This window comes from Bradyrhizobium xenonodulans (assembly GCF_027594865.1).
GTDB lineage: Bacteria > Pseudomonadota > Alphaproteobacteria > Rhizobiales > Xanthobacteraceae > Bradyrhizobium > Bradyrhizobium xenonodulans.
On the sequence record NZ_CP089391.1, the window covers coordinates 3,178,429 to 3,201,497 of the forward strand.

The following is a 23,069-nucleotide window of genomic DNA, read 5'->3' on the forward strand; positions in this document are numbered from 1 at the left end:
GGCGATGACGCGCGGATATCCCGATCAGATCTATCTGGAGCAAATGAGCCACGAGGAAGTCGCCGCGGCGCTGGCCGATGGGTGCACGACGGTGGTGATCCCGCTGGGGGCCGTCGAGCAGCATGGGCCGCATTTGTCTTTGGGCATGGATGCGGATCATGCCGATGCTCTAGCCGAGCGGATCGCGCGCAGCTGCGGCAACACGCTGGTGGCGCCCACCATCAGGGTCGGCTGCTCGTCTCACCATCTGCCATTCGCGGGTACGATCTCGCTACGGCCGGAGACACTGGAAGCGATTTGTGTCGATTATTGCACAAGCCTGGCGCGGCACGGCTTCAAGCGTATCCTGATTCACTCGGGTCACATCGGCAATTTTCCGGTCCTGAAGGACATGCTCGGTCGCTTGCGCGAGGCCGTCCCCTCGGATGTCGAGATCCTGGCGTTCTTCGACTCGACGAAATGGATCGACACGTGGCGCGATGCGGTGCGCGAAGCCGGAGGAGACGGGTCGGCCGTCGGCGGCCACGCCGACATCGCCGAGACGTCGCTGATGATGGTCATTCGGCCCGACAGCGTCAGACCGGACCGCTTCGAGGTGGGTCATCTTGGCGGCTTGTCGGAGGCTGATCTCGAACTGATGTGGAAGAACGGCATCCGATCGGTTTCGCAGAACGGCGTGATCGGAAGTCCGATCGGCTCGAGCTACGCCATCGGCGAAGCGTGCCTCGCGGCGGTCGCCGAGTTGCTGATCAAGACCTTCGATAGCGAGGCCGGAGCCGCCAGCGCCCGCCGTTGACGGTCAGCCCGTCCGCTGCGTGGCGAAGCTTCCCGAGGCGACTGCCATGTTGCTGACAGCATAAAATTCGGAAAGCGTTACTACGCAACGCGGCTTTCGGGCGAAAATATCGCCACGCCTATGAAACCCTGTGCCATCTCGCAAGCTAAAAGGATTGAGACATGGCACTTACGTTTGGGTTCTGGTCTGAACAGGAAACCCAGGTCGGCCACAGTTACTCGCGCAGGCTTCACGAACTGGTCGACGAAGTCCGTCTGGCCGAGAAGGTCGGCTTCGACTGCGTCGCGCTCTCCGAGCAGCACGTGGCACTGGGCGGGATCTCGAGCTCGGCGCCCGAAGTGGTGTTCGGCTATCTGGCCGCGGTGACGTCGCGCGTCAAGCTGCGCGCGGCGGTGACGCTGATGCCGCAGCGCATCAACCACGCCTTGCGTTCGGCCGAGCGGCTTGCCGTGACCGACATCCTGTCCAACGGCCGCATGGAATTCTACGGCGGCCGCGCCAACACCACCATCGCGATGCGGGCGTTCAACGTCGATCCGAACGAAACGCTGGCGCAGATGGAAGAAGGGCTGGCGCTGCTGAAAACGGCGATGCGCCAGGACATTTTCACGTTTGACGGCAAGTACTACCAGATCCCTCCGCGCCAGCTGGTTCCGAAGCCGCTGCAGAAGCCGCATCCGGTGATCGGGATCGCGGCGACCAGCGAGCGCAGTCATCTCTGGGCGGCCTCGCAGGGCTTCGCCGTGATGAGCAGCAACATCTATCAGGGCTGGGAAGCTCAGCAGAAGCTGATCGACGCCTATCAAAAAAACTGGAAGTGCGACGCGGAGGGACCGCTGCAGCGTCCGCGTATCGGCATTCCGCTGTTCATCGGCATCGGGAAAACTGACGAGCAGGCCAAGGCGGATTATGCCGGCCCGCTAATGCACTATGCCAAGATCTCGACCGATGCCTATCCGCGTCTCGCAGCGATTGCCGACGACTACAAATACATGGGGGAGAGCGTGCCGTCGATGGAGCGCGCCGCCAACGACTGGGACTATCTGGTCAACGAGTCGGCCACGACGGTGTGCGGCAGCCCCGATACGGTCATTCGTCAGATCGAGAAGTTCGAGGCCATGGGTATCGACGAGGTGCTGCTGCACATGGACTCCGTCCCGCACGAAAAGATCATGGAGGCGATCGACATGGTCGGTCGCTACGTCATCCCGCATTTCAACGACGGAAACAACGTCGTGCGGCCGACCGAGGAGATCCTCGGGCAGATCCGGCTGATGCGGACCCAGAAGCAGTAATCGAACGGTGAAATCAATGTCGCAATACGGCTACAAGTACCTGATCGTCGAGCAGCGCGCCACTGGCGTCGCGATCGTCACGATGAACCGCCCGGAGATCCTCAACGCGATCAACTGGGAGATGCACGAGGAGCTCGAAGACGTCTTCGTCAAGCTGGATCACGACAGTTCTGTCAACGCGATCGTTCTCACCGGTGCGGGTCGCGGATTTTGCTCTGGTGGCGATCAGAAGTCGCTGGATAAGGGAACACTGCCGTCCCCGACGCGCAGCGGTCGCCACCTCATCCGCAACATGCTGGAAGTCGAAGTGCCGATCGTCGCGGCCGTCAACGGTGTCGCGGTCGGCCTGGGTGCCACGCTCGCGCTGTTCTGCGACGTGATCTATGCGAGCTCGACAGCCCGTTTCGCCGACACGCACGTCAATGCCGGCGTCGTCGCGGGCGATGGCGGCGCGGTGATCTGGCCGCTGCTGATGGGGCCGGTGCGCGCGAAGCACTATCTGATGACCGGCGAATTCATCTCCGCCGAGAAAGCGGCTGCTATCGGCATGATCAACGAGGTGGTCGCAGACGGCAACGTTCTCGATGCCGCGATCGAATACGCCGAACTGCTGGCAAGCGGGCCGAAGGAATCGATCGTGTGGACCAAGTACAGCGTCAACAAGATCATCAAGCAGTACGCCCACCTGCTACTCGACACCTCTGCGGCGCTGGAGATGTTGACGTTCAAGTCGCCCGAGCGGGCCGAGGCGGTTGCCGCATTCGCGGCCAAGCGCAAGCGTTTCGCGGAGCGCTGAGATGAACGTCGCTGAGATGACATCCGGCGCCGAGTTGGCGGATACGACCGTCGTGCAGCTTTTGGCCGCGCGACTCGCGGAGCGGCCCGACAAGATCGCCTTACAACAAAAGCGTCACGGCGCCTGGACCGCCATGACGTGGGGCGCCTATGCGCAGCGTGTCGTGAACCTGGCCAGCGCGCTGCGGCGTGCTGGTCTCGAGCGCGGCGATCGGGTCGCGATCATGGGCGATTCGTCCGAGGAATGGCTGATCGCCGACATGGCCACGATGTGCGCCGGCGGCGTCATGGTGGGCGTTTACTTCACCTCGTCACCCGAAGAAGTGGCTTACTGCTTCACGGATTCAGGCGCGAAGTTCGCGTTCGTCGGCGGGGAGCCGCAGCTTCGCATCGTGCTCGCCTCCGGTCGGGCCGAGCAGCTCTGCGGCATCATCGTGCTCGACTCGGATTGGACCGGCGAGGCCTCGGTGTCGATCAAGTCGCTGGCCGAGTTTGTTGGAGGACACGATGTCGATGCGCATGACTATCTGCAGAAGGAGAGCGCGACAGCAAAGGCGTCCGATGTCGTCAGCATCGGCTATACGTCCGGGACGACCGGAAACCCCAAAGGCGCCATGCTGACGCACCTTTCCATTCTCGCCGGCGTTCATTGCATCACCTTATTCGGCCCCAGCATGCGCGAAGAGGAACACCGGGTGGTCGTGCATTTGCCGATGTCGCACACCGTGGCGCGCGGGCAGGCGACCACGTTGCCGCTGATCGCCGACGCAGTTCCATATTTCGGCGAGACGACCGCGGACTTCGCCCAGACGATCAAAGAGGTGAAGCCCACCTACTACATGGCACCGCCGCGGTTCTACCAGCGTTTTGCGGCGCAAATTCTCAGCAAGGTGCATCCCGCCGGCGGTGCGGGAGATCAGAACTACACGCTCGCCATGACGATCGCGCGCAGGGCGCTCGAAGACCGCCAGGGCGGCCACGAAGATGCCTTCGTCTCGAAACTATTTGCGGCCTGCCGCGAGCAAGTGTTCCTGCCACTGCTCGCCGAGGTCGGTTTCGACGAGCTCAAGGTTGCGTTCACCTCGTCGGCGGCGATGCCGTCCGAGCTGATGTCGCTGTGGCAGCTGTGGGGCTTGCAGCTCAAGGAGTGCTACGGCCAGACTGAATTGGTCGGTGCCAATCTGGTGCAGATGGCGGAGTGGCCGAAGGCCGGCAACGTCGGGGTCCCGTTGCCGGATCCGGCTTGGGAAACCGCGGTGCTCCAGGACGGCGAGATGATCGTCCGTGGACCGGGATTGTTCGCGGGCTATTGGAACAAGCCGGACGAAACGAAAGCGGCTCTTCGCGACGGCTGGCTCTACACCGGCGACATCGTAGAAGTGTCGCCGGAAGGAATCTTCAAGCTGGTCGACCGGAAGAAGGAGATCATCATCACGTCGAACGGCAAATCCATCAGCCCGACTCAGATCGAAAACGAGCTGAGGCACAGCCCCTTCATCTCCGAGGCGGCGGTCATCGGCGAGGGGCGAAAATATCTCACCGCCCTGATCGAAGTGGATGCCACCGCCACAATGGACTGGGCGAAGTCGCGCGACGACAAGATCACAGATTACGCCGACCTGGCAGCCTCCGAGATCGTCAACCGGCTGATCGAGGCGGAGATCGGCAAGGCCAACGGAAGGCTGGCGCGAGCCGAGCAGATCAAGGCGTTCCGCATTCTGCCAGAGGAGCTGTCGCTCGAGAACGGCGTGATGACGCCGACGCGGAAGAAGCGTCGCAAGCAGATCAATGAGCGCTATCAGTCGCTGATCGCGTCGCTCTACGACGAAACCGAGGAAAAGCTAATCAAGGCCGAGATGGGCCTTTGACGTCGGCGGTCGTTCCCCAACCTACGAAGCTACTAGTCAAGATACAGTTCACTCCTTCAGCAACAGGACATCGAGATGACCAAGCGAAGCGGGATCACGCGGCGGACGATTGTCGGAAGCGGATTGGGAATTGCGGCAGGGGTGGTATCAAGGCCATCGTTTGCTGCGACCACGAAGGTGAAGGTCGGAGCGATCATGCCCAGCAGCGGCGTTCTCGCGTTTCCCGGTCAGGCCTGCGTGCGCGGCATCGATCTCGGCGCCAAATTTGCGCGTGAGAAGTTTGGCCTCGACGTCGAGATCGCTCACGCCGATACGCAAAGCCGTCCGGAGAACGGCCGGATCGCCGCCGAGAGCCTGATCCGGCAGGGCTGCACCGTGCTGATCGGCGCTTGGGATTCCGGTGCCACTATTTCGGCGCTGCAGGCCTGCGAGGCCGCCAAGGTGCCGATGGTGGTCCACATCGCGAGCGCCACCCAGGTGACTTCGCAGGGCTTCACCCAGGTGTTCCGCTATTACCCCACGTCGCTGACCATCGTGCGGCAATCGTTGAGCGAGCTGAAGTCCGTGCTCCGCACGCTGAAGGATCCGCCGAGCAGCGCCGTCGTTCTCCATCTCAACAACACGATGGGGCAGTCGACGGCGGCCAGCATCGATCAGGCGTGGAAGGAAGTGGATGTTCCGCTCAAGATCGCGCAGTACGTTGCCTATGACGAGAAGGCCAAGGATCTGTCGGTGGAGGTTGCCAAGGCGAAAGCGTCGGGTGCCGATGCCTTGATCTCGGTCACGCGCGTCAACGACGCGATCATGATCGCGCGCGAATGCATCAAGCAGGGCTGGGACCCGAAGATGGTGTTTTCGCCCAACTCCAACGGCGTGTCCGACAAGGCGTATCACGACGCGCTCGGAAAGTATGGTGACGGTCCGGTTCTGTCGGCGTTGTGGCTCAATCCCAAGGGCGCCGAGACCGACAAGATCATGAAGATGTTCGCGGCGGACTACCCGAACGACTGGTTCGATGCCAATGCGGGCTGCGCGTTCGAGGCGGTGCAGATCGTCGCAGACGCCGTGACGCGGGCGGCTTCGCCGGAGTCGGCGGCGATTCACGGCGCGCTCAAGAAGACCGACATGAAGCCGATTCTGATGTACGGCGACAACACCAAGTTCGACGAGACCGGCCAGAACATCCACTGTTCGATGGTGATGCTGCAGGGTTTGAAAGGCAGGCCTCGGGTGGTGGCTCCAAAGGCCATTGCGGAAGCGTCGCTCGAGTATCCGCTTGCGCCTTACAGCAAACGCTGACGTCGTTACGGGCGGCCCCGCGAAAGCGTCGCGGGGTCGCGGTCGTCAAGTGCCCAGGCAGGGACGTGCGAGCTAGGGCAAACTGTCCGAATTGATCAGGCGCGACCGCTCGGCAAGGAAGCGGCGGGGGCTCTTTCCCATCGTCTTCTTGAACATCGTGATGAACGCGCTCGGGGTTTCGTAGCCCAGTTCCAGCGACACGGCCTGGACCGAAGTGCCCGCCGTGAGGCGTTGCATGGCGATCAGAATGTGGAGACGCTGGCGCCAGCGCCCGAAGGTCATCCCCGCTTCCTTGGCGATGAAGCGTGCGAAGGTACTCTCGCTCATCGCGTAGCGCGAGGCGACTTCGTCCATCGTGCTGCGGTCGCCCGGATTATTCAACAAGGAGGTCGCGAGGTGTTGAAGACGGGCGTCGGGGGAGATCGGCAAATACATTTCATCCGTCGTCGACATCTGCACGAGTTCGTCGAGCAAAACCCGGCCGAGACGGCTGGTCGGTCCTTCCAGCGGATAGAGCGGTGGGAACACCGAGAGGCGGTGGATCAATTCCCGCACCAGCGACGTGATCATCAGCGTGCAGCAGGTCCGCGGCAGCATGCTGACCTGCGGATCGATGAACACGGTGTAGAGTTTGCCGAAATCGGCCACGCAATTGCTGTGCTGCACGCCGGCCGGGATCCATACCGCGCCTTGCGGAGGCACGATCCACAAGCCGCCAGGCGCCCGGCACATCACCGAGCCATGAGATGCGACGACCAATTGGCCTTTGCGGTGTGAGTGCAGCGGCAGGTCGTCGTTGTCTTTGCTGGTTTCGAGACAGAATGAAGTGACGGGACGATCGAACTGGTCCGGATCGACAGGATCATAGTTGATCCGAAGATCGGGCAGATCCATTCGCGCAAAATCGCGATCGAACTCGGTCTCGGGCGGCATTTCAATCCTGCCAATTCGTCAAGTCAGTCAAGCCTTGATGCAGATCCTGCTGCTAGCCGAGGTTAGCTGTTTTGAAAGGTCAGGTCACTAGTCGCGGCGAGCCGTCGAGTTCGCTGATCTGCGACAAGATGCCCGCTACTGCGCCGTGACCAAACGGGAGCACCCGTCAGGCGGCCGACGGCTCGATCACTCGCCTGATTAAACCAACAGCAGAGAATGCTGCGATGCGAGCCTCGGCGTCCCGCCGGAGCCGGGCAATCCGTCGGAACGCGGCCGTATTCAGCAGCACGTGCCATAGTACCCGATGCTACCAAGTGCGGGCTTTCTCGGAGCCCGACGCATGACTGCACACATCGATCCGCCACGCAAGGCCGTCAACGCCGATCAGGATGCGGTCGAAACCGCCGATTGGCTCGCCTCGCTTGGATCGCTCCACCACAGCGCCGGTGCCGAGCGCGTGCGATACATCCTGGCTGCGCTCGATCGGCGCGCGAAGGAGCTCGGCGTTCTGCCGGACTCTCCGCCGTTTTCGCCCTATCGCAATTCTATTCCGCTCGAGCAGCAGAAGCCCTACCCCGGCGACATCGCGATCGAGACCCGCCTGACGGCGATCATTCGCTGGAACGCGCTCGCGATGGTGGTCCGTGCCAACAAGGCCTATGGGGAGCTCGGCGGGCACGTCGCCAGCTACGCCTCGGCCGCGGAGATTTTCGAAGTCGGTTTCAATCATTTCTTTCGCGCGTCAAGCTCCGAGTCGGAGGGCGACTTGGTATATTTCCAGCCGCATTCGTCCCCCGGAGTCTATGCACGAGCGTATCTCGAAGGCCGACTGTCGGACGAAAATCTGAAGCTGTATCGCCAGGAACTGAGCGGCCCCGGTCTGTCGTCCTATCCGCATCCCTGGCTGATGCCGGAGTTTTGGCAGGTGCCGTCGGCATCGATGGGCCTCGGCCCGATCAGCGCGATCTACCAGGCGCGGTTCATGAAGTATCTGCAGCATCGCGGCCTGGTGCAGACGGCTGGTCGCCACGTCTGGGGTGTGTTCGGCGACGGCGAGATGGACGAGCCTGAATCGATCGCCGGGCTCGCCCTGGCGGCGCGGGAAAATCTCGACAACCTCACCTTCGTCGTCAATTGCAACCTGCAGCGCCTGGATGGGCCGGTCCGCGGCAACGGGCAGGTGATTCAGGAACTCGAATCACTTTTCCAGGGCGCCGGCTGGAACGTCATCAAGGTGCTGTGGGGATCGGACTGGGACGATATCTTCGCGCGCGATAGCAAGCATGCGCTGCTGCGCAAATTCGCCGACACCGTCGATGGCAAATATCAGACGCTCGGCGCCAAGGATGGGGCCTACAACCTCACCAACTTCTTCAGCGAGGACCCCGAGGTCCGGGCGCTGGTTGCGCACATGTCGGACGTGGATATCGACGGCCTGAAGCGCGGTGGCCACGACTCCAAGAAGCTGTTCGCGGCCTTTGCTGCCGCTAAGGACATGAAGGGTCGGCCGACCGTCATTCTGGCGAAGACCAAGAAGGGCTACGGCATGGGCGGCGCCGGCGAGTCGCGCATGACGTCGCACCAGGCCAAGAAGCTCGACGTCGACGCGCTGTATGCGTTCCGCGACCGGTTCGCTCTGCCGCTCAGCAACGAGCAGGTCGAGAATCTGGAGTTCTTCACGCCTGCGGAAGACAGCGCGGAAATTCAGTATCTGCGCGCCCGTCGCGCGGCGCTCGGCGGCTACATGCCGGTGAGGCGACGCGCTTCGGCGGCGCTGCCGGTGCCGCCGCTGCAATCCTACGCGGAGTTCGCGTTGCGCGGCGACGGCAAGGCGACGTCGACCACCATGGCGATCGTGCGGCTGTTCACCAATTTGCTCAAGGACAAGACGCTCGGCCCGCGCATCGTTCCGATCGTCGCCGACGAAGCCCGCACCTTCGGAATGGCGAACCTATTCAGGCAGGTCGGCATCTACTCGCCGGCGGGGCAGCTCTACGAGCCGGAAGATGCCGGCTCGATGCTGTACTACAAGGAAGCGATCGACGGTCAATTGCTGGAGGAGGGGATCACCGAGGCGGGGGCGATTTCGTCATGGACCGCGGCGGCGACCTCCTATAGCATCCATAACTTCCCGTTGCTGCCGTTCTATATCTATTATTCGATGTTCGGCTTTCAGCGGGTCGGCGATCTGATCTGGGCGGCGGCGGACCAGCGCGCGCGTGGCTTTTTGATCGGGGCGACGGCCGGCCGGACGACGCTCGGCGGCGAAGGCTTGCAGCATCAGGACGGGTCCAGCCATCTGATGGCGGCGACCGTTCCGAACTGCCGGGCCTACGATCCGGCATTCCCCTACGAGGTGGCCGTCATCGTCGATCACGGCATGCGGTCGATGCTCGAGCAGGGCAACGACGAGTTCTATTACCTCACGGCGATGAACGAGAACTATGCGCAGCCCTCGATGCCCGACGATGCACGCGACGGCATCATCAAGGGTCTCTATCGGGTTCTGCCGAGCGCTGACGGGCCGGCGAAGATCAGGCTGGTCGGCTCGGGCGCCATTCTCCCGGAGGCGCTCGCCGCCGCAGCGATGCTGCAAAGCGAATGGAAAGTGGCCTGTGACGTCTGGTCGGCAACGAGCTTTTCCGAGTTGGCGCGGGAGGCGCGCGATGTGGAGCGAACTAATCGGCTTTCGCCGCTGTCGACCCCGGTCGAGAGCCACGTCGTACAATGCCTCGGCGGCAAGGTGCCGATCGTCGCGGCATCGGATTATGTCCGGGCGTATCCGCAACTGATCGGTTCTTACATCGAGGCGCCCTATACGGTGCTGGGCACCGACGGCTTCGGGCGCAGCGATACACGCGCCGCGCTGAGGTCCTTCTTTGAGGTCGATCGCAAGCAGATCGTCGTTGCGGCGCTGTCGGCGCTGGCAAAATCGGGTGAAGTGGCGCGTGAGCAGGTCGCCAAGGCTGTCGCCAGCTACGAATTGCCGACCGGCGTTGCACCGCCTTGGTCTCGCTGACAGAGGGCGGAGCGCGCATGTCTCATTCACTTGAAGTCGTTCTGCCGGATATCGGGGACTACAAGGATGTTCCGGTCGTCGAAATCAATGTGTCGGTCGGCGACGAGGTCACGATCGACATGCCGTTGCTGTCGATCGAGTCCGACAAGGCGACGATGGAGGTGCCGTCCCCGGCCGCAGGCACGGTGGCCAAACTGATGATCGACGTCGGGACGCGGGTTTCTCAAGGTTCGGTTCTGATGATCCTCGAAGGTCGCGGTCAATCCACCGCGCCTCCGTCCGCGGCTGCGTCGGCGCAACAGGTGGAGCAACGGTTCTCGCAGCAGGAGGCGCTGTCGCAGCCGGCGCCCGCCACTCCAGTCGATGGTTCGCGAGCACGGGCACAGCAGCCGCAGCCCAGCGGGGCTGCGCATGCGTCGCCGTCGGTCCGCGCTTTGGCGCGTGAGCTCGGCGTGGCGCTGGACTCTGTCGTGCCCACCGGCCCCAAGGGCCGGATTCTGCGCGAGGATGTGGCGGCCTTCGTCAACAGACTGGCGCAGTCGGGATCGGCGATGGCCCCTGCGCCCGACGCGCCGGTCGATTGGCCCAAAGTGGATTTCGAGAGGTACGGCGCGGTCGAGCGCCTGCCGCTGACGCGAATCCAGAAGCTGACCGGCGCGAACCTCTCGCGCAACTGGAGCGTCATTCCCCATGTGACGAATTTCGACAAAGCGGATGTGAACGACGCCGAAGCCTTTCGTCAGCTCGCCAACGCCGAGGCCGCGAAGGACACGGCGAAGCTCACTATGGTGTCGCTGCTGATCAAGGCCGCGGCCTTGGCGCTGCAGAAATACCCGCGCTTCAATTCTTCGCTCGATGGCGATGAGCTGATCCTCAAGCACTACGTCCACATCGGCTTCGCCGTCGACACGCCGAAAGGTCTGGTCGTGCCGGTGATCCGGGACTGCGATAAGAAGGGCCTTCGGCAGATCGCCGCGGAGATGCGCTCGCTCGCCGACAAGGCGCTCGCGGGGCAGCTCGCGTCGGGCGACATGCAGGGCGGCTGTTTCTCGGTGTCGTCTCTGGGAGGCGTCGGCGGTCAGGGATTTACGCCCATCATCAATGCGCCCGAGGTGGCAATCCTCGGAGCTGGTCGTGCCGCCACCGAGGCAGTCTGGAACGGCCGCGAGTTTGAACCGCGACTCATCCTTCCGATGAGTCTGTCGTGGGATCACCGGGTCGTCGACGGCGTGGCCGGGGCCCGGTTCCTGGGATTCGTCGCGTCGGTGCTGACCGATCTGCGGCGCTTCGCATTGTGAGGACGCAGATGCGGACAGAGGAGATCCGGGTCCCCGACATCGGGGATTTCCGAGACGTCGAAGTCGTCGAGGTCCACGTCAGGGCGGGCGACGTCGTCGCGCGAGAGCAGGCTTTGATCACCGTCGAATCCGACAAGGCGACGCTGGAGATTCCGTCACCGATCGCAGGGGTGATCACGAGCATTTCGTTGCGCGTTGGAGACAAGGTATCTCAAGGTTCCATGATCGGCACGGCGTCGGCGTCCGACGGGGGCGGCGCGCAAGCCGAGACGATCTCGCCGGAACAGTCCTATGCTGGCCCGCACCCAATCGACCCCACGCGCTACGACCTCGTGGTGATCGGAGGGGGGCCCGGCGGCTATTCAGCAGCTTATCGCGCCGCAGACCTTGGACTGCGGACCGCGATCGTCGAACGCTACGGCACCTTGGGCGGAGTTTGCCTGAACGTCGGATGTATCCCGTCGAAGGCGCTGCTTCATGTTGCGGCCGTCAAAGAGGAAGCCGAGCGGATCGCCGACCTGGGCATTCGCTTCGGCGCGCCGCAGATCGATCTGCAAGCGCTGCGCGCCTTCAAGGACGGCACCGTCACGAAGCTGACGGATGGGTTGCGCCAGATGGCGGCGGCGCGCCGCGTCACGGTGATCCACGGCACCGCGAAATTCGCCTCCGCCACGCGGCTCGAGATTGCCGGCGAGGGGGCAAGCTCGCAGCAGATCGATTTCGGACATTGTATCATCGCGACGGGCTCGCGCGCGGTGCAGTTGACGGTGCTTCCCAAGGACGAGCGGGTCGTGACCTCGACCGGCGCGCTCGCGCTGCGAAGCATTCCGGGCCGCATGCTCGTGATCGGAGCGGGGATCATCGGGCTGGAGATGGCGACCGTCTACAGCGCGCTCGGCGCCAAGATCGATCTTGTCGAAAGGCTTCCCGATATCCTGGCGGGCGTGGATGCGGATGCGGTGAAGATCTGGCGTTCGCGCAACGCGCATCGATTCGCGCATATTTACCTTGAAAGCAGCGTATTAACTGCCGCGGTGACGCCCGACGGCGTGACGGTTGGTATCACGGTCGCGTCAGTTGAGACACGATCCTACGATCTAGTGCTGCAATCTGCAGGCCGCGTTCCTAACAGCGGCGAACTCGGTCTCGAGCGGATCGACGTTGCAATCGATCCGAACGGCTTCATTCAGGTCGACGATCAGATGAGAACGACGGCGCGCAACGTCTTCGCCATCGGCGACGTCGTCGGTGGTTCGATGTTGGCCCACAAGGCCGTTCACGAGGGGCACGTTGCCGCGGAAGTAGCTGCCGGGAAGCCGGCGGCCTTTACGGCGAAGATCGTCCCCAATGTTGCCTACACCGATCCTGAGATCGCCTGGGTCGGCAAGTCCGAGCGTGATGTCGCCGAATCCGGAGGGAAGATCCGTTCGGCAAAATTCCCATGGGCCGCGTCTGGCCGGGCTATCGCGTCGGGCGCGTCCTATGGCATGACGAAGCTGTTGTTCGACGTCGAAACCGGTCGCATCGTCGGGGGCGTGATCGTCGGACCGCATGCCGGCGATATGATCGGGGAAATCTGTCTCGCGATCGAAATGGGGGCTGACGCGATCGATATCAGCAAGACCATTCACCCGCATCCGACCCTCGGCGAGACGATCGGCATGGCTGCCGAAGTCTATGAAGGCATTTGCACCGACCTGCCTCCAATCGCCAGAAACCGGTAGATCAGTTGGCCCAATCGATGTCCGTTATCGAAGCCCTTGAACAACGTCGCGCCGGTGCCAAACTCGGCGGCGGCGAGAAGCGCATCGACGCGCAGCATGCGCGCGGCCGCCTCACCGCGCGGGAGCGGATCGACCTGCTGCTCGATAAGCATTCGTTCGAGGAGATGGACATGTTCGTCCAGCACCGCTCGACCGAATTCGGGATGGAGACCACGAAAATTCCGGGAGACGGCGTGGTCACCGGCTGGGGCACCGTCAACGGCCGCAAGGTGTTCGTGTTCGCCAAGGATTTCACCGTGTTCGGCGGCTCGCTGTCCGAGACCCACGCGGCCAAGATCACCAAGATCCAGGACATGGCGCTGAAGGCGCGGGCGCCGATCATCGGCCTGTACGACGCCGGCGGCGCACGCATCCAGGAGGGCGTCGCCGCGCTCGCCGGCTACTCCTACGTGTTCCGTCGCAACGTGCTGGCCTCCGGCGTGATCCCGCAGATCTCCGTCATCATGGGCCCCTGCGCTGGTGGCGACGTCTATTCGCCCGCGATGACCGACTTCATCTTCATGGTGAAGAACACCAGCTACATGTTCGTCACCGGCCCCGACGTGGTGAAAACCGTGACCAGCGAGGTGGTGACGGCGGAAGAGCTCGGCGGCGCCTCGGTGCACGCCACGCGCTCCTCGATCGCCGACGGCGCCTTCGAGAACGACGTCGAGACGCTGCTGCAGATGCGGCGCCTGATCGACTTCCTGCCGTCCAACAATACCGACGGCGTGCCGGAATGGCCGAGCTTCGACGACATCGGCCGGGTCGACATGTCCCTGGACACGCTGATCCCCGACAATCCGAACAAGCCCTACGACATGAAGGAGCTGATCCTGAAGGTCGTGGACGAGGGCGACTTCTTCGAGATCGCCGACATGTTCGCCAAGAACATCGTGACCGGCTTCGGCCGTATCGCCGGGCGCACCGTCGGCTTCGTCGCCAACCAGCCGATGATGCTGGCCGGCGTGCTCGATTCAGACGCTTCGCGCAAAGCGGCGCGCTTCGTGCGCTTCTGCGATGCCTTCAACATCCCGATCGTCACCTTCGTGGACGTGCCGGGCTTCCTGCCGGGCACCGCGCAGGAATATGGCGGCCTGATCAAGCACGGCGCGAAACTCCTGTTCGCCTACTCGCAGTGCACCGTGACGCTGGTCACCATCATCACCCGCAAGGCCTATGGCGGCGCCTTCGACGTCATGGCCTCCAAGGAGATCGGCGCCGACATGAACTATGCCTGGCCGACCGCCCAGATCGCGGTGATGGGCGCCAAGGGCGCGGTGGAGATCATCTTCCGCTCCGACATCGGCGATCCCGACAAGATCGCCGCGCGAACCAAGGAATACGAAGACCGCTTCCTCTCGCCGTTCATCGCGGCCGAGCGCGGCTACATCGACGACGTCATCATGCCCCATTCGACGCGGAAGCGGATCGCAAGGGCGCTAGCGATGCTGAAGGACAAGAAAATGGAAGCGCCGGCGAAGAAGCACGACAACATGCCGTTGTGAGAAGAGCAGTGTTCAAACGCATTCTGATCGCCAATCGCGGCGAAATCGCCTGCCGGGTCATCAAGACTGCCCGCAAGATGGGAATTCAGACGGTTGCGGTCTATTCCGAGGCCGACCGCGATGCCCTCCATGTCGAGATGGCCGATGAGGCTGTGCTGATCGGCCCGCCCGCTGCGGCCGAGAGCTATCTGGTGATCGAGAAGATCGTCGAGGCCTGCCGTAAGACGGGCGCTGAGGCCGTGCATCCCGGCTACGGCTTCCTGTCCGAGCGCGAGGCGTTTCCGCGCGCGCTGGAGGCGGCCGGCATCGTGTTCATCGGCCCGAACCCCGGCGCGATCGCGGCGATGGGCGACAAGATCGAATCGAAGAAGGCGGCCGCCAAGGCCAAGGTCTCGACCGTGCCGGGCTATCTCGGCGTCATCGAGGACGACAAGCACGCGGTCAAGATCGCCGACGAGATCGGCTATCCCGTGATGATCAAGGCTTCCGCCGGCGGCGGCGGCAAGGGCATGCGCATCGCGCATTCGACCGCCGAGGTCGCCGAAGGTTTCAACCTCGCCAAGGCCGAGGCGAAAGCCTCGTTCGGCGACGACCGCGTCTTCGTCGAGAAGTTCATCGTCGATCCCCGTCACATCGAGATTCAGGTGCTGGGCGACAAGCACGGCAACGTGATCTATCTCGGCGAGCGCGAATGCTCGATCCAGCGCCGCAACCAGAAGGTCATCGAGGAGGCGCCGTCGCCGCTGCTCGACGAGGCCACCCGCCGCAAGATGGGCGAGCAGGCCGTCGCGCTGGCCAAGGCCGTGAATTACGACTCCGCCGGCACCGTTGAGTTCGTCGCGGGGCAGGACAAGAGCTTCTACTTCCTGGAGATGAACACACGTCTCCAGGTCGAACATCCCGTCACCGAGCTCGTCACCGGCATCGACCTCGTCGAGCAGATGATCCGCGTTGCCGCCGGCGAGAAGCTCGGCATCGCGCAGAAGGACGTCACGCTGACGGGCTGGGCGGTGGAATCGCGCCTCTACGCCGAAGACCCGTTCCGCAACTTCCTGCCCTCGATCGGGCGGCTCGTGAAGTATCGCCCGCCGGCGGAAGTGAGCCACGACGGCATCACCATCCGCAACGATACCGGCGTCCAGGAGGGCGGCGAGATCTCGATCCATTACGATCCGATGATCGCCAAACTCGTCACGCACGCGCCCTCGCGCGCCGCCGCGATCGAGGCGCAGGCGACCGCGCTGGACTCGTTCTACGTCGACGGCATCCGTCACAACATCCCGTTCCTGTCGGCGCTGATGCATCATCCGCGCTGGCGCGAGGGCCGGCTCTCGACCGGCTTCATCGCCGAGGAATTCCCCAAGGGCTTTGCGGTGCGCGTGCCGGAAGGTGAGGTCGCCCGGCGCATTGCCGCGGTCGGCGCCGCCATCGACCACGTGCTGGGCGAGCGCAAGCGCCAGATCTCGGGGCAGATGGGCGGCCGCGTCGTGCAGCGCGAGCGCCGCCGCGCGGTCTGGCTCGACCGTCAGGAGATCCCGCTCGAGGTCGCCCGCGAGGGCGAGGCGATCACGATCCGCTTCGTTGATGCCGACGGCAAGACCGGCAATGCGCATCTGTTGCAGTCGCCATGGAAGCCGGGCGATCCGGTCTGGCAGGGCACCATCGATGGCCATTTCATCGCGGTGCAGGCGCGGCCCATTGCCAACGGCATCCGCCTCGCGCATCAGGGCGTCGAGGTGCCGGTCTATGTCTGGACCGAGGCAGAGGCGGCCTCGGCACGGCTGATGCCGGTGACGACGGCCTCCGACACCGGCAAGAAGCTGCTGTGTCCGATGCCCGGCCTCGTGGTCTCGATCGCGGTGACCGAAGGGCAGGAGGTCAAGGCCGGCGAGACGCTGGCCGTGGTCGAGGCCATGAAGATGCAGAACGTGCTCCGTGCCGAGCAGGACGGCACGGTGAAGAAGGTTCACGCCAGCGCCGGTGCGACTCTGGCGGTGGACGCGCTGATCTTGGAATTTGCGTAAGCAGGCCATGTAGCCGCGATGCGTGGTTGACAATTAGGTCGGTAACCGGTGCGAGATAAGGAATGTCGATGTCATTTCCAGATGAATGGAAGAGGATTGCCGAGAAGGAACTAAAAGGCGATCCCATCGCGCTTGTGCGTAAGGTTCCGGAGGGCATTGAAGTCAAGCCGATCTATACGGCTTCTGATTTAGATGGGATCGACCATCTGGACACGTTACCTGGCATGTCGCCGTTCGTTCGTGGTCCTAAGGCGACGATGTATACTGGCAGACCGTGGACAATCCGCCAGTATGCGGGATTCTCGACTGCAGAGGCGTCAAACGCATTCTATCGTTCGGCCCTTTCCTCAGGACAGAAGGGCTTGTCGGTTGCATTCGACTTGGCGACCCACCGCGGCTATGATTCTGATCATCCTCGCGTCCTAGGTGATGTCGGGAAGGCGGGCGTTGCCATCGACTCAGTCGAAGACATGAAGATCCTCTTTGACGGCATTCCCCTCGGGGAAACGTCGGTGTCGATGACCATGAACGGAGCGATAATCCCCATTCTCGCAACCTTCATTGTCGCCGGTGAAGAGCAGGGAATTCCGCGCGAAGCTCTCTCGGGAACTGTCCAAAATGACATTCTGAAGGAGTTCATGGTCCGCAATACATACATTTATCCGCCGGAACCATCGATGCGCATTGTTGCTGACATTATAGCGTTCACCGCGCAGAACATGCCGCGCTTCAACTCCATCTCGATTTCAGGCTACCATATGCAAGAGGCGGGGGCGACGCTCGTCCAGGAGTTGGCCTTTACGCTCGCTGATGGACGTGAATACGTCCGGTCTGCTCTTGCCAAGGGCCTTAACATCGATGACTTCGCAGGGCGGCTTTCATTCTTCTTCGCTATCGGAATGAATTTCTTCATGGAGGCGGCGAAGTTGCGCGCTGCTCGGCTTATCTGGTCGCGTGTTATGGCGGAATTCAACCCTAAAATGCAGTTGTCCTTAGTGCTTCGTACGCACTGTCAGACGTCGGGAGTGTCGCTCCAGGAGCATGATCCGTATAACAATATCGTGCGGACCGCTTATGAGGCCTTAGCCGCCGTTCTGGGCGGCACGCAATCGCTGCACACAAATTCGTTCGACGAAGCCATCGCATTGCCTACTGAGTTTTCGGCTCGGATTGCCCGGAACACCCAGCTGATCCTTCAGCATGAGACGGGCGTCGCCGACGTCGTCGATCCCCTCGCGGGATCCTACTATGTCGAGCGCCTGACGGACGATCTCGTCAAGGCTGCCTGGCAACTCATGGAGGAGGTCGAAGAGCGGGGAGGGATGGCGAACGCGATCGCGACAGGGTGGCCTAAGCGATTGATCGAAGAATCGGCGACGCGCAAGCAGGCCGCGATCGATCGCGGCGATCAGGTTATCGTCGGAGTTAATCGGTTTCGGCTTGAACAAGAGGAGCCAATCGACATTCTGGAGATCGACAATTCGACTGTGCGCGCTTCGCAAATTCGCCGCCTGACCGATATCAAACGGTCGAGAGATTCTAAGAGCGTCTCCAGTGCGTTAGCTCGACTGACCCGGGTCGCGCAATCAGGTGAGGGAAATCTGCTGGAAGCCGCGATTGAGGCCGCTAGGTCTCGAGCAACCGTCGGCGAAATGTCTGATGCAATGCGGCAGGCTTTTGGAGATCACCAGGCGATACCCGATGTTGTTTCGAGTGTCTATGGCCCTGCTTATGGAAACGATGCCGAGTTCACCAATCTTGTCTCGCGGCTCGACGAAGTGTCACAAGCGATTGGCGTGAGGCCAAAGATTATGGTCGCCAAGCTGGGACAAGATGGTCATGATCGAGGTGCGAAGGTTATTGCGTCGGCATTCGGCGATATGGGGTTCGATGTTGTTGCCGGTCCTTTGTTTCAGACGCCAGCCGAAGCTGCCGCGATGGCCGTTCAGGCAAAGGTACATGTTCTGGGGGTCTCGTCGCTCGCGGCCGGTCACAGGACGCTCGTTCCTCAGGTTGTCAGGGAGTTGAAGCTGGCTGGCGCTGGCGGCATCATTGTTGTTTGCGGGGGCGTCGTGCCACGGCAGGACTACGAGGAATTGTTTCGGAGCGGAGTGGCAGCCGTGTTTGGACCTGGTACCAACGTACTTGAGGCCGCTATGGCAGTTCTCGATCTTATCGAGGGACGGCGAAGAAATCGCTGATCGAGGCCCGGCCGCTTTGAAGTTGCACGGGCTTCGATCAGGGTGCGTTCTATTCATCCAAGCACTAGCGCGCGCCGCGAGCGTACGGCTGGCCCGCGGGGGTGATGGCCACTTCGGTTAGCGGCACGTCGAAGACGTCATGGAGAAGAAAAGCGGCCCGCTCCAGAGGGGACAGACACTCGAGGGCCAGCATCAACGTGACCGTGACGTCGTCGGCGACGGTCTCGTCTGGCTCCATGGAACCCATGAGAGGATCTGGCAGCCAGGGTCCCAGGTAGGCTTCCCGGCGCGCCCGCGCGGCGCGGCGTCGTCAGGGCACAGGCGTGTGACGATGCGGGTTAGATGGGCGGGAGGCGAATCGACGTCATCCTCCACCCCGACCCACCGCAGCCATGCGTCCTGAACGACCTCCTCCGCCTCGGCGAGCGAGCCCATCATCCGATAGGCCAGGCGTGTCAGGCGCCTGCGCTCCGCTCATCCGTCGGGGAGGGAGCAATAGCCTCGGCCTGGTACATTGGAAACATAGCCATCGCACTGCGACGCTGCCATCAGCGGCGACGACGTCGTACGAGATCCGCCCCGCTGGCAAATAGAACAGCGCGCCCGCTTGCAAGGGCCTTCGAGCCGCTGCTCGGCTCATTAGCCGCCCGAATAACGGGCAATCGGAAAGGGCGCTTTGTCGTCCGGTGTGGGATACCGGATTGATCCGGCAAAACGAGAAGCGTTTCTGCAGGCGATCGCCGGCTTGGAGCAGAAACGACGGCGCGACGGCGCTTACGCGTGGGATCTCTTCGAGGACGCGGCTGTGAACGGCCGCTACCTGGAGGCTTTCAAGGTCGCCTCGTGGCTCGAGCACCTGAGGCAGCCCATCGCGTGACAAACGCTGACCGTGCATCCAGGATGCGATCGGCGGCGTCAGCGCATCAGCCGCTCCAACCATTACGCATTTCATCGCCACCGATCTTCGGATGCGCGATTAAGCGGGCTCATTCCCCTGCGGCGATCAGAAGCCGAAGGACCGGATTTGGCCAGAGTTGGCTTCGGGGAGCCTTATGGGGTCCGATCTGAAACCCGTCATTTTTTAAGTGGGTCATTTTTGGCGGGTTGAGTGTTACGGCTTCTCGCCTACGCGCCGTGTATTGCCAAGACGGACTCACAGCGGGCCGGAAAGCCCATCATGAGTCTGCGTTCCGCCGACAGCCACCACCTGTCGCAAGTCAGCTCATGGCGCAAGGCTGACGTGATGCAGTTACCCGCCGAAGTCCGCTCTCAAGGCCAAAGCAGGCAGGACGATCCCTTGCAGTTACATATTCAGCGAGCAGGTTCAAATTTGACGAAGGTCGCGCTCTAGCTGGCGACCAGGGTGGCTAGGAATTGCTCCATTGATGGCTGTGCAGCTTTCTGCATCTTGTGCAGATCTTCGGGCTTGAGATTTGTATATCGGCGCAACATTCGCCAGTCTTTATGGCCTGTCACCATCGCAACCTGCTGTATCGAAAAGCCCGCTTCGAAGAGTCTACTTGTTCCTTCATGGCGCAAATCGTGAAAGCATAGGTCATCTATATCGATAGCGTTGCATGACCTGCGGAAGGCAGCTCCTACCGACTTCGAGTGGTATGGAAAAACGCGTCCGAGGCCGCGCGTGAGAATCCGCTGCTCGAGCATAAGCTGCCAGGCATCGTACCCGGTCGAATTGAGGAGAGGAACCACTTGGTGGTTTCCGTCTTTGCGTCGAGGATCTTTGCGGTCGCGAATAGTGACGGTTCGCTTTGACATGTCGACATCAGTCCACTCGATGCGGCAGATCTCAGCTTGGCGCATTGCCGTCGCCACAGCAAAGCGAACAATTCTACCGAGTGGTAGATACTGTTGGGCGTTAGATTCGGTGTATCCGATCAGTCGATCGAGTTCATCTTGGCTAGGGCGCCGATCTCTCTCGTTTGACTTTCCGACGAGATCCAGGTGCTTTAGCGCAGCTCTGGCCAGCTGTACGTTCTCGACTGAAACGTTAATGCCGTGGACTGCGGCAGCGTGAAGTAGGATCGTTCGGATGAATGAGAAATCGATCGCAAGGGTCGCCGGTCCAGCGCCTTGAGCAGCTCGCTTTCGCCCGAACTCAATCAATCTCTCCCTGGTCAGCTCTTTGAGGTTTGTTCGTCCAAGCGAGATCTTGAGGGCCTTGAGCACCATCGACTTGGATCGTCGTACGGGCTTGCCGACTTGGGCAAGATCGTCGAGATGCAGGGTGATCAAATCGGAAAAAATTCGAGGCTGCTCAAAAGGCCGGGAACGTCGAATTGGGGTGCCGCGATCGATAGAGCGCTCCACATCAAGCGCCCATTCTTCAGCATCGCGCCGTCGCACGAACGTGTTTGCGATGTACTCGTTTTTCCTCCTGACCTGAACGCGCCAGCTTCCCGATCTGAGTTTTGTAAACGTCGGCATTGCGTGTGCACTCCACCCCGATTTCGTGTGCGCTACGTGTGCACCGGGAGATCAAATGCGGTACAAACGTGTGCAATTTTGGCTAGTTTGGAGTGCACACGTGTGCACTTGTTCCTGTTCTAGTCCGTTGAAATGATAGGGTAAGTAATTGGAATATCAAGGCTATCGCTTTTCCGTGGCACCCATGATGGATTGGACCGACCGGCATTGCCGGGTGTTCCATCGTCACCTGACGCGACGGGCGCTGCTCTACACGGAGATGCTGACCACTGGCGTCATCATTCATGGCGACCGGGAGCGGCTGCTTGGGTTCGACGCGGTCGAGCACAAGGTTGCGCTTCAGCTTGGCGGGTCGGATCCGCGCGAGCTCGCGCAGGCCGCGCGGATCGGCGAGGCGTTCGGCTATGACGAGATCAATCTCAATGTCGGCTGCCCGTCCGACCGCGTGAAGGATGGCCGCTTCGGTGCTTGCCTGATGGCGGAGCCGGAACTGGTGGCGCGGTGCGTCGAGGCGATGAAGGGCGCGGTCGCCGTTCCCGTCACGGTGAAATGCCGCATAGGCATCGATGACCAGGATCCGGAAGCCGCGCTCGACACGATCGCACGTGCAGTGGTCGCGTCCGGCTGCGATGCGCTGATCGTGCATGCCCGGAAAGCCTGGCTCAACGGTCTGTCGCCGAAGGAGAACCGCGACATCCCGCCGCTCGACTACGATCGCGTCTACCGCCTCAAGCGCGCGATGCCTGACGTGCCCGTCATCATCAATGGCGGCATCCCCGGCATCGGCGAGGCGAAAGCGCATCTTGAGCAAGTTGACGGCGTGATGCTCGGCCGCGCCGCCTATCAGGAGCCGTGGCGGCTACTCGGTGTCGATCAGGACATCTTCGGCGAGGCGGCGCCGCATGCGACCATGCAGGACGCGTTTGAGGCGATGATGCCGTATATCGAGGAGCAGCTCGCGCGGGGCACGCGGCTGCACGCCATCACGCGGCATTTCGTCGGCGCATTCCACGCCGTGCCCGGCGCACGTGCCTTCCGCCGCCATCTTGCCGAGCAGGGGGTGAAGCCGGGCGCGGGCGTGGAGGTGCTGCGCGATGCCATCGCGCGTGTCGGTGCGCGCGCTCCGGCGGAAGTGGCCGCCTAATCGCCATTACGAAGAGCCGGATCGTGAAATCCGGCTCTTCGTCGATCTGTCTCAGCGGAACAGATCGAAATGATAGTTCACGCCGACGCGGAAAGTGTGGAATTTGGCGGCGTCTTGCGCTTAATCGACCGCCGTGCGCGAACGGCGGTGGCTGCTCTGGAGCTCCGGATAACCCGTGAGCATCAGTTTGTCGGCGCGCACGCCCCAGCTTTCCAGGCGGTCGAGGAAGCTCATGCCGAGCAGATTGGTTTTCATCTGCCCGCGCTGCATGACGAGCGCCGGCACCGACTTCTCGACGAGGTGGCCGACGGAGAGACGGTCGAGCGTGAGGCGGGCTGCCTTGGTGTGGCCGGCCGCGGTTTCGAGGTCGACATTGTATTCGAGCATCTCGACAGGCAACCCGATCGCCTTCGCGGTTTCCCAGGTCAGCACCACGGAGGTCGCACCGGTATCGATCACCATCGGTGCGACAACGCCGTTGATCTTCGCACGCAGCGCGAACTCGCCACCCTGGCCGCGCTGGATCTGCACGGCGGGTGCGGGCGTCACTGCCGGTCCGCGGAACAAGTGCGAGACCTTGGTGCTCGCACGAGCAATCTGGTCGGGATCGCCATAGGCGACGACGGCACCGGCGGTGCCGGCGAGCATGATGAGGACGAGCAGGAAGCGGATCATTGCGCG

17 protein-coding genes and 1 pseudogene are annotated in these 23,069 nt (G+C 62.4%); 14 read left to right on the forward strand and 4 right to left on the reverse strand.

Features of this window, described 5'->3' with window-relative positions:
• The first annotated feature begins 4 nt into the window (after window positions 1–4).
• The 5 genes from I3J27_RS14615 (at window position 5) to I3J27_RS14635 (ending at window position 6,053) form a co-directional block, all read left to right on the forward strand.
• Window positions 5–796: a creatininase family protein gene (locus I3J27_RS14615; RefSeq protein ID WP_270170361.1), complete on the forward strand. Its 792-nt coding sequence runs from the start codon at window positions 5–7 to the stop codon at window positions 794–796.
• Window positions 797–957: 161 nt separating this feature from the next.
• Window positions 958–2,091, forward strand: coding sequence for an LLM class flavin-dependent oxidoreductase (locus I3J27_RS14620; protein WP_007594451.1), 1,134 nt, complete (start codon window positions 958–960; stop codon window positions 2,089–2,091).
• Between the two features lie 16 nt (window positions 2,092–2,107).
• Window positions 2,108–2,887, forward strand: coding sequence for an enoyl-CoA hydratase/isomerase family protein (locus I3J27_RS14625; protein WP_007594449.1), 780 nt, complete (start codon window positions 2,108–2,110; stop codon window positions 2,885–2,887).
• Between the two features lies 1 nt (window position 2,888).
• Window positions 2,889–4,754 carry an AMP-dependent synthetase/ligase gene (locus I3J27_RS14630; protein WP_270170365.1) on the forward strand — a complete coding sequence of 622 codons (1,866 nt, stop codon included), beginning with the start codon at window positions 2,889–2,891 and terminating at the stop codon, window positions 4,752–4,754.
• Window positions 4,755–4,949: 195 nt separating this feature from the next.
• The gene (locus I3J27_RS14635; protein WP_270170367.1) at window positions 4,950–6,053 is read left to right on the forward strand and encodes an ABC transporter substrate-binding protein; all 1,104 of its coding nucleotides are present in this window, start codon (window positions 4,950–4,952) and stop codon (window positions 6,051–6,053) included.
• A 72-nt stretch (window positions 6,054–6,125) separates the two neighbouring features.
• On the opposite strand, the gene I3J27_RS14640 is transcribed toward I3J27_RS14635, so the two are convergent.
• Window positions 6,126–6,986 (reverse strand): AraC family transcriptional regulator, encoded by an 861-nt coding sequence (locus I3J27_RS14640; protein ID WP_270170369.1) that lies wholly within the window; start codon window positions 6,984–6,986, stop codon window positions 6,126–6,128.
• Window positions 6,987–7,326: 340 nt separating this feature from the next.
• Here I3J27_RS14640 and mdeB point away from each other — a divergent pair, with 340 nt between their 5' ends.
• The 6 genes from mdeB to scpA all read left to right on the forward strand — a co-directional run bounded on the left by mdeB (window position 7,327) and on the right by scpA (window position 18,799).
• Entirely contained in the window at window positions 7,327–10,005 is a 2,679-nt protein-coding gene (gene mdeB / locus I3J27_RS14645) for an alpha-ketoglutarate dehydrogenase (RefSeq protein ID WP_270170371.1), read from the forward strand.
• A 17-nt stretch (window positions 10,006–10,022) separates the two neighbouring features.
• Window positions 10,023–11,303 carry a 2-oxo acid dehydrogenase subunit E2 gene (locus I3J27_RS14650; protein WP_270170373.1) on the forward strand — a complete coding sequence of 427 codons (1,281 nt, stop codon included), beginning with the start codon at window positions 10,023–10,025 and terminating at the stop codon, window positions 11,301–11,303.
• 8 nt (window positions 11,304–11,311) lie between these two features.
• Window positions 11,312–13,027, forward strand: coding sequence for a dihydrolipoyl dehydrogenase (gene lpdA, locus I3J27_RS14655; RefSeq protein WP_270172777.1), 1,716 nt, complete (start codon window positions 11,312–11,314; stop codon window positions 13,025–13,027).
• Window positions 13,028–13,044: 17 nt separating this feature from the next.
• Window positions 13,045–14,574, forward strand: a complete 1,530-nt coding sequence (locus I3J27_RS14660) for an acyl-CoA carboxylase subunit beta (protein ID WP_270170375.1) — start codon at window positions 13,045–13,047, stop codon at window positions 14,572–14,574.
• 8 nt (window positions 14,575–14,582) lie between these two features.
• Window positions 14,583–16,598 carry an acetyl-CoA carboxylase biotin carboxylase subunit gene (locus tag I3J27_RS14665; protein ID WP_270170377.1) on the forward strand — a complete coding sequence of 672 codons (2,016 nt, stop codon included), beginning with the start codon at window positions 14,583–14,585 and terminating at the stop codon, window positions 16,596–16,598.
• 62 nt (window positions 16,599–16,660) lie between these two features.
• Complete coding sequence (gene scpA, locus I3J27_RS14670) at window positions 16,661–18,799, forward strand: methylmalonyl-CoA mutase (RefSeq protein ID WP_270170379.1); 2,139 nt, start codon at window positions 16,661–16,663, stop codon at window positions 18,797–18,799.
• 79 nt (window positions 18,800–18,878) lie between these two features.
• Here the strand turns inward: scpA and I3J27_RS14675 are convergent.
• Window positions 18,879–19,258 (reverse strand): annotated as a pseudogene (locus tag I3J27_RS14675) (sigma factor); the annotation flags it as partial.
• 217 nt (window positions 19,259–19,475) lie between these two features.
• Here I3J27_RS14675 and I3J27_RS14680 point away from each other — a divergent pair.
• Both I3J27_RS14680 and I3J27_RS14685 read left to right on the forward strand, forming a co-directional pair.
• Window positions 19,476–19,676 (forward strand): MFS transporter, encoded by a 201-nt coding sequence (locus I3J27_RS14680; RefSeq protein WP_270170382.1) that lies wholly within the window; start codon window positions 19,476–19,478, stop codon window positions 19,674–19,676.
• Window positions 19,677–19,976: 300 nt separating this feature from the next.
• Entirely contained in the window at window positions 19,977–20,150 is a 174-nt protein-coding gene (locus I3J27_RS14685; RefSeq protein WP_157644208.1) for a hypothetical protein, read from the forward strand.
• Here I3J27_RS14685 and I3J27_RS14690 read toward each other — a convergent pair.
• Window positions 20,147–21,244 carry an integrase gene (locus I3J27_RS14690; protein ID WP_177236914.1) on the reverse strand — a complete coding sequence of 366 codons (1,098 nt, stop codon included), beginning with the start codon at window positions 21,242–21,244 and terminating at the stop codon, window positions 20,147–20,149. The genes I3J27_RS14685 and I3J27_RS14690 overlap by 4 nt on opposite strands.
• Before the next feature lie 184 nt (window positions 21,245–21,428).
• Between I3J27_RS14690 and dusA the strand changes: the two genes are divergently transcribed.
• Window positions 21,429–22,388 carry a tRNA dihydrouridine(20/20a) synthase DusA gene (gene dusA / locus I3J27_RS14695; RefSeq protein WP_270170388.1) on the forward strand — a complete coding sequence of 320 codons (960 nt, stop codon included), beginning with the start codon at window positions 21,429–21,431 and terminating at the stop codon, window positions 22,386–22,388.
• A gap of 120 nt (window positions 22,389–22,508) precedes the next feature.
• Here the strand turns inward: dusA and I3J27_RS14700 are convergent, their stop codons facing one another.
• Window positions 22,509–23,063 (reverse strand): TIGR02281 family clan AA aspartic protease, encoded by a 555-nt coding sequence (locus tag I3J27_RS14700; protein WP_270170390.1) that lies wholly within the window; start codon window positions 23,061–23,063, stop codon window positions 22,509–22,511.
• Window positions 23,064–23,069 lie beyond the last annotated feature (6 nt).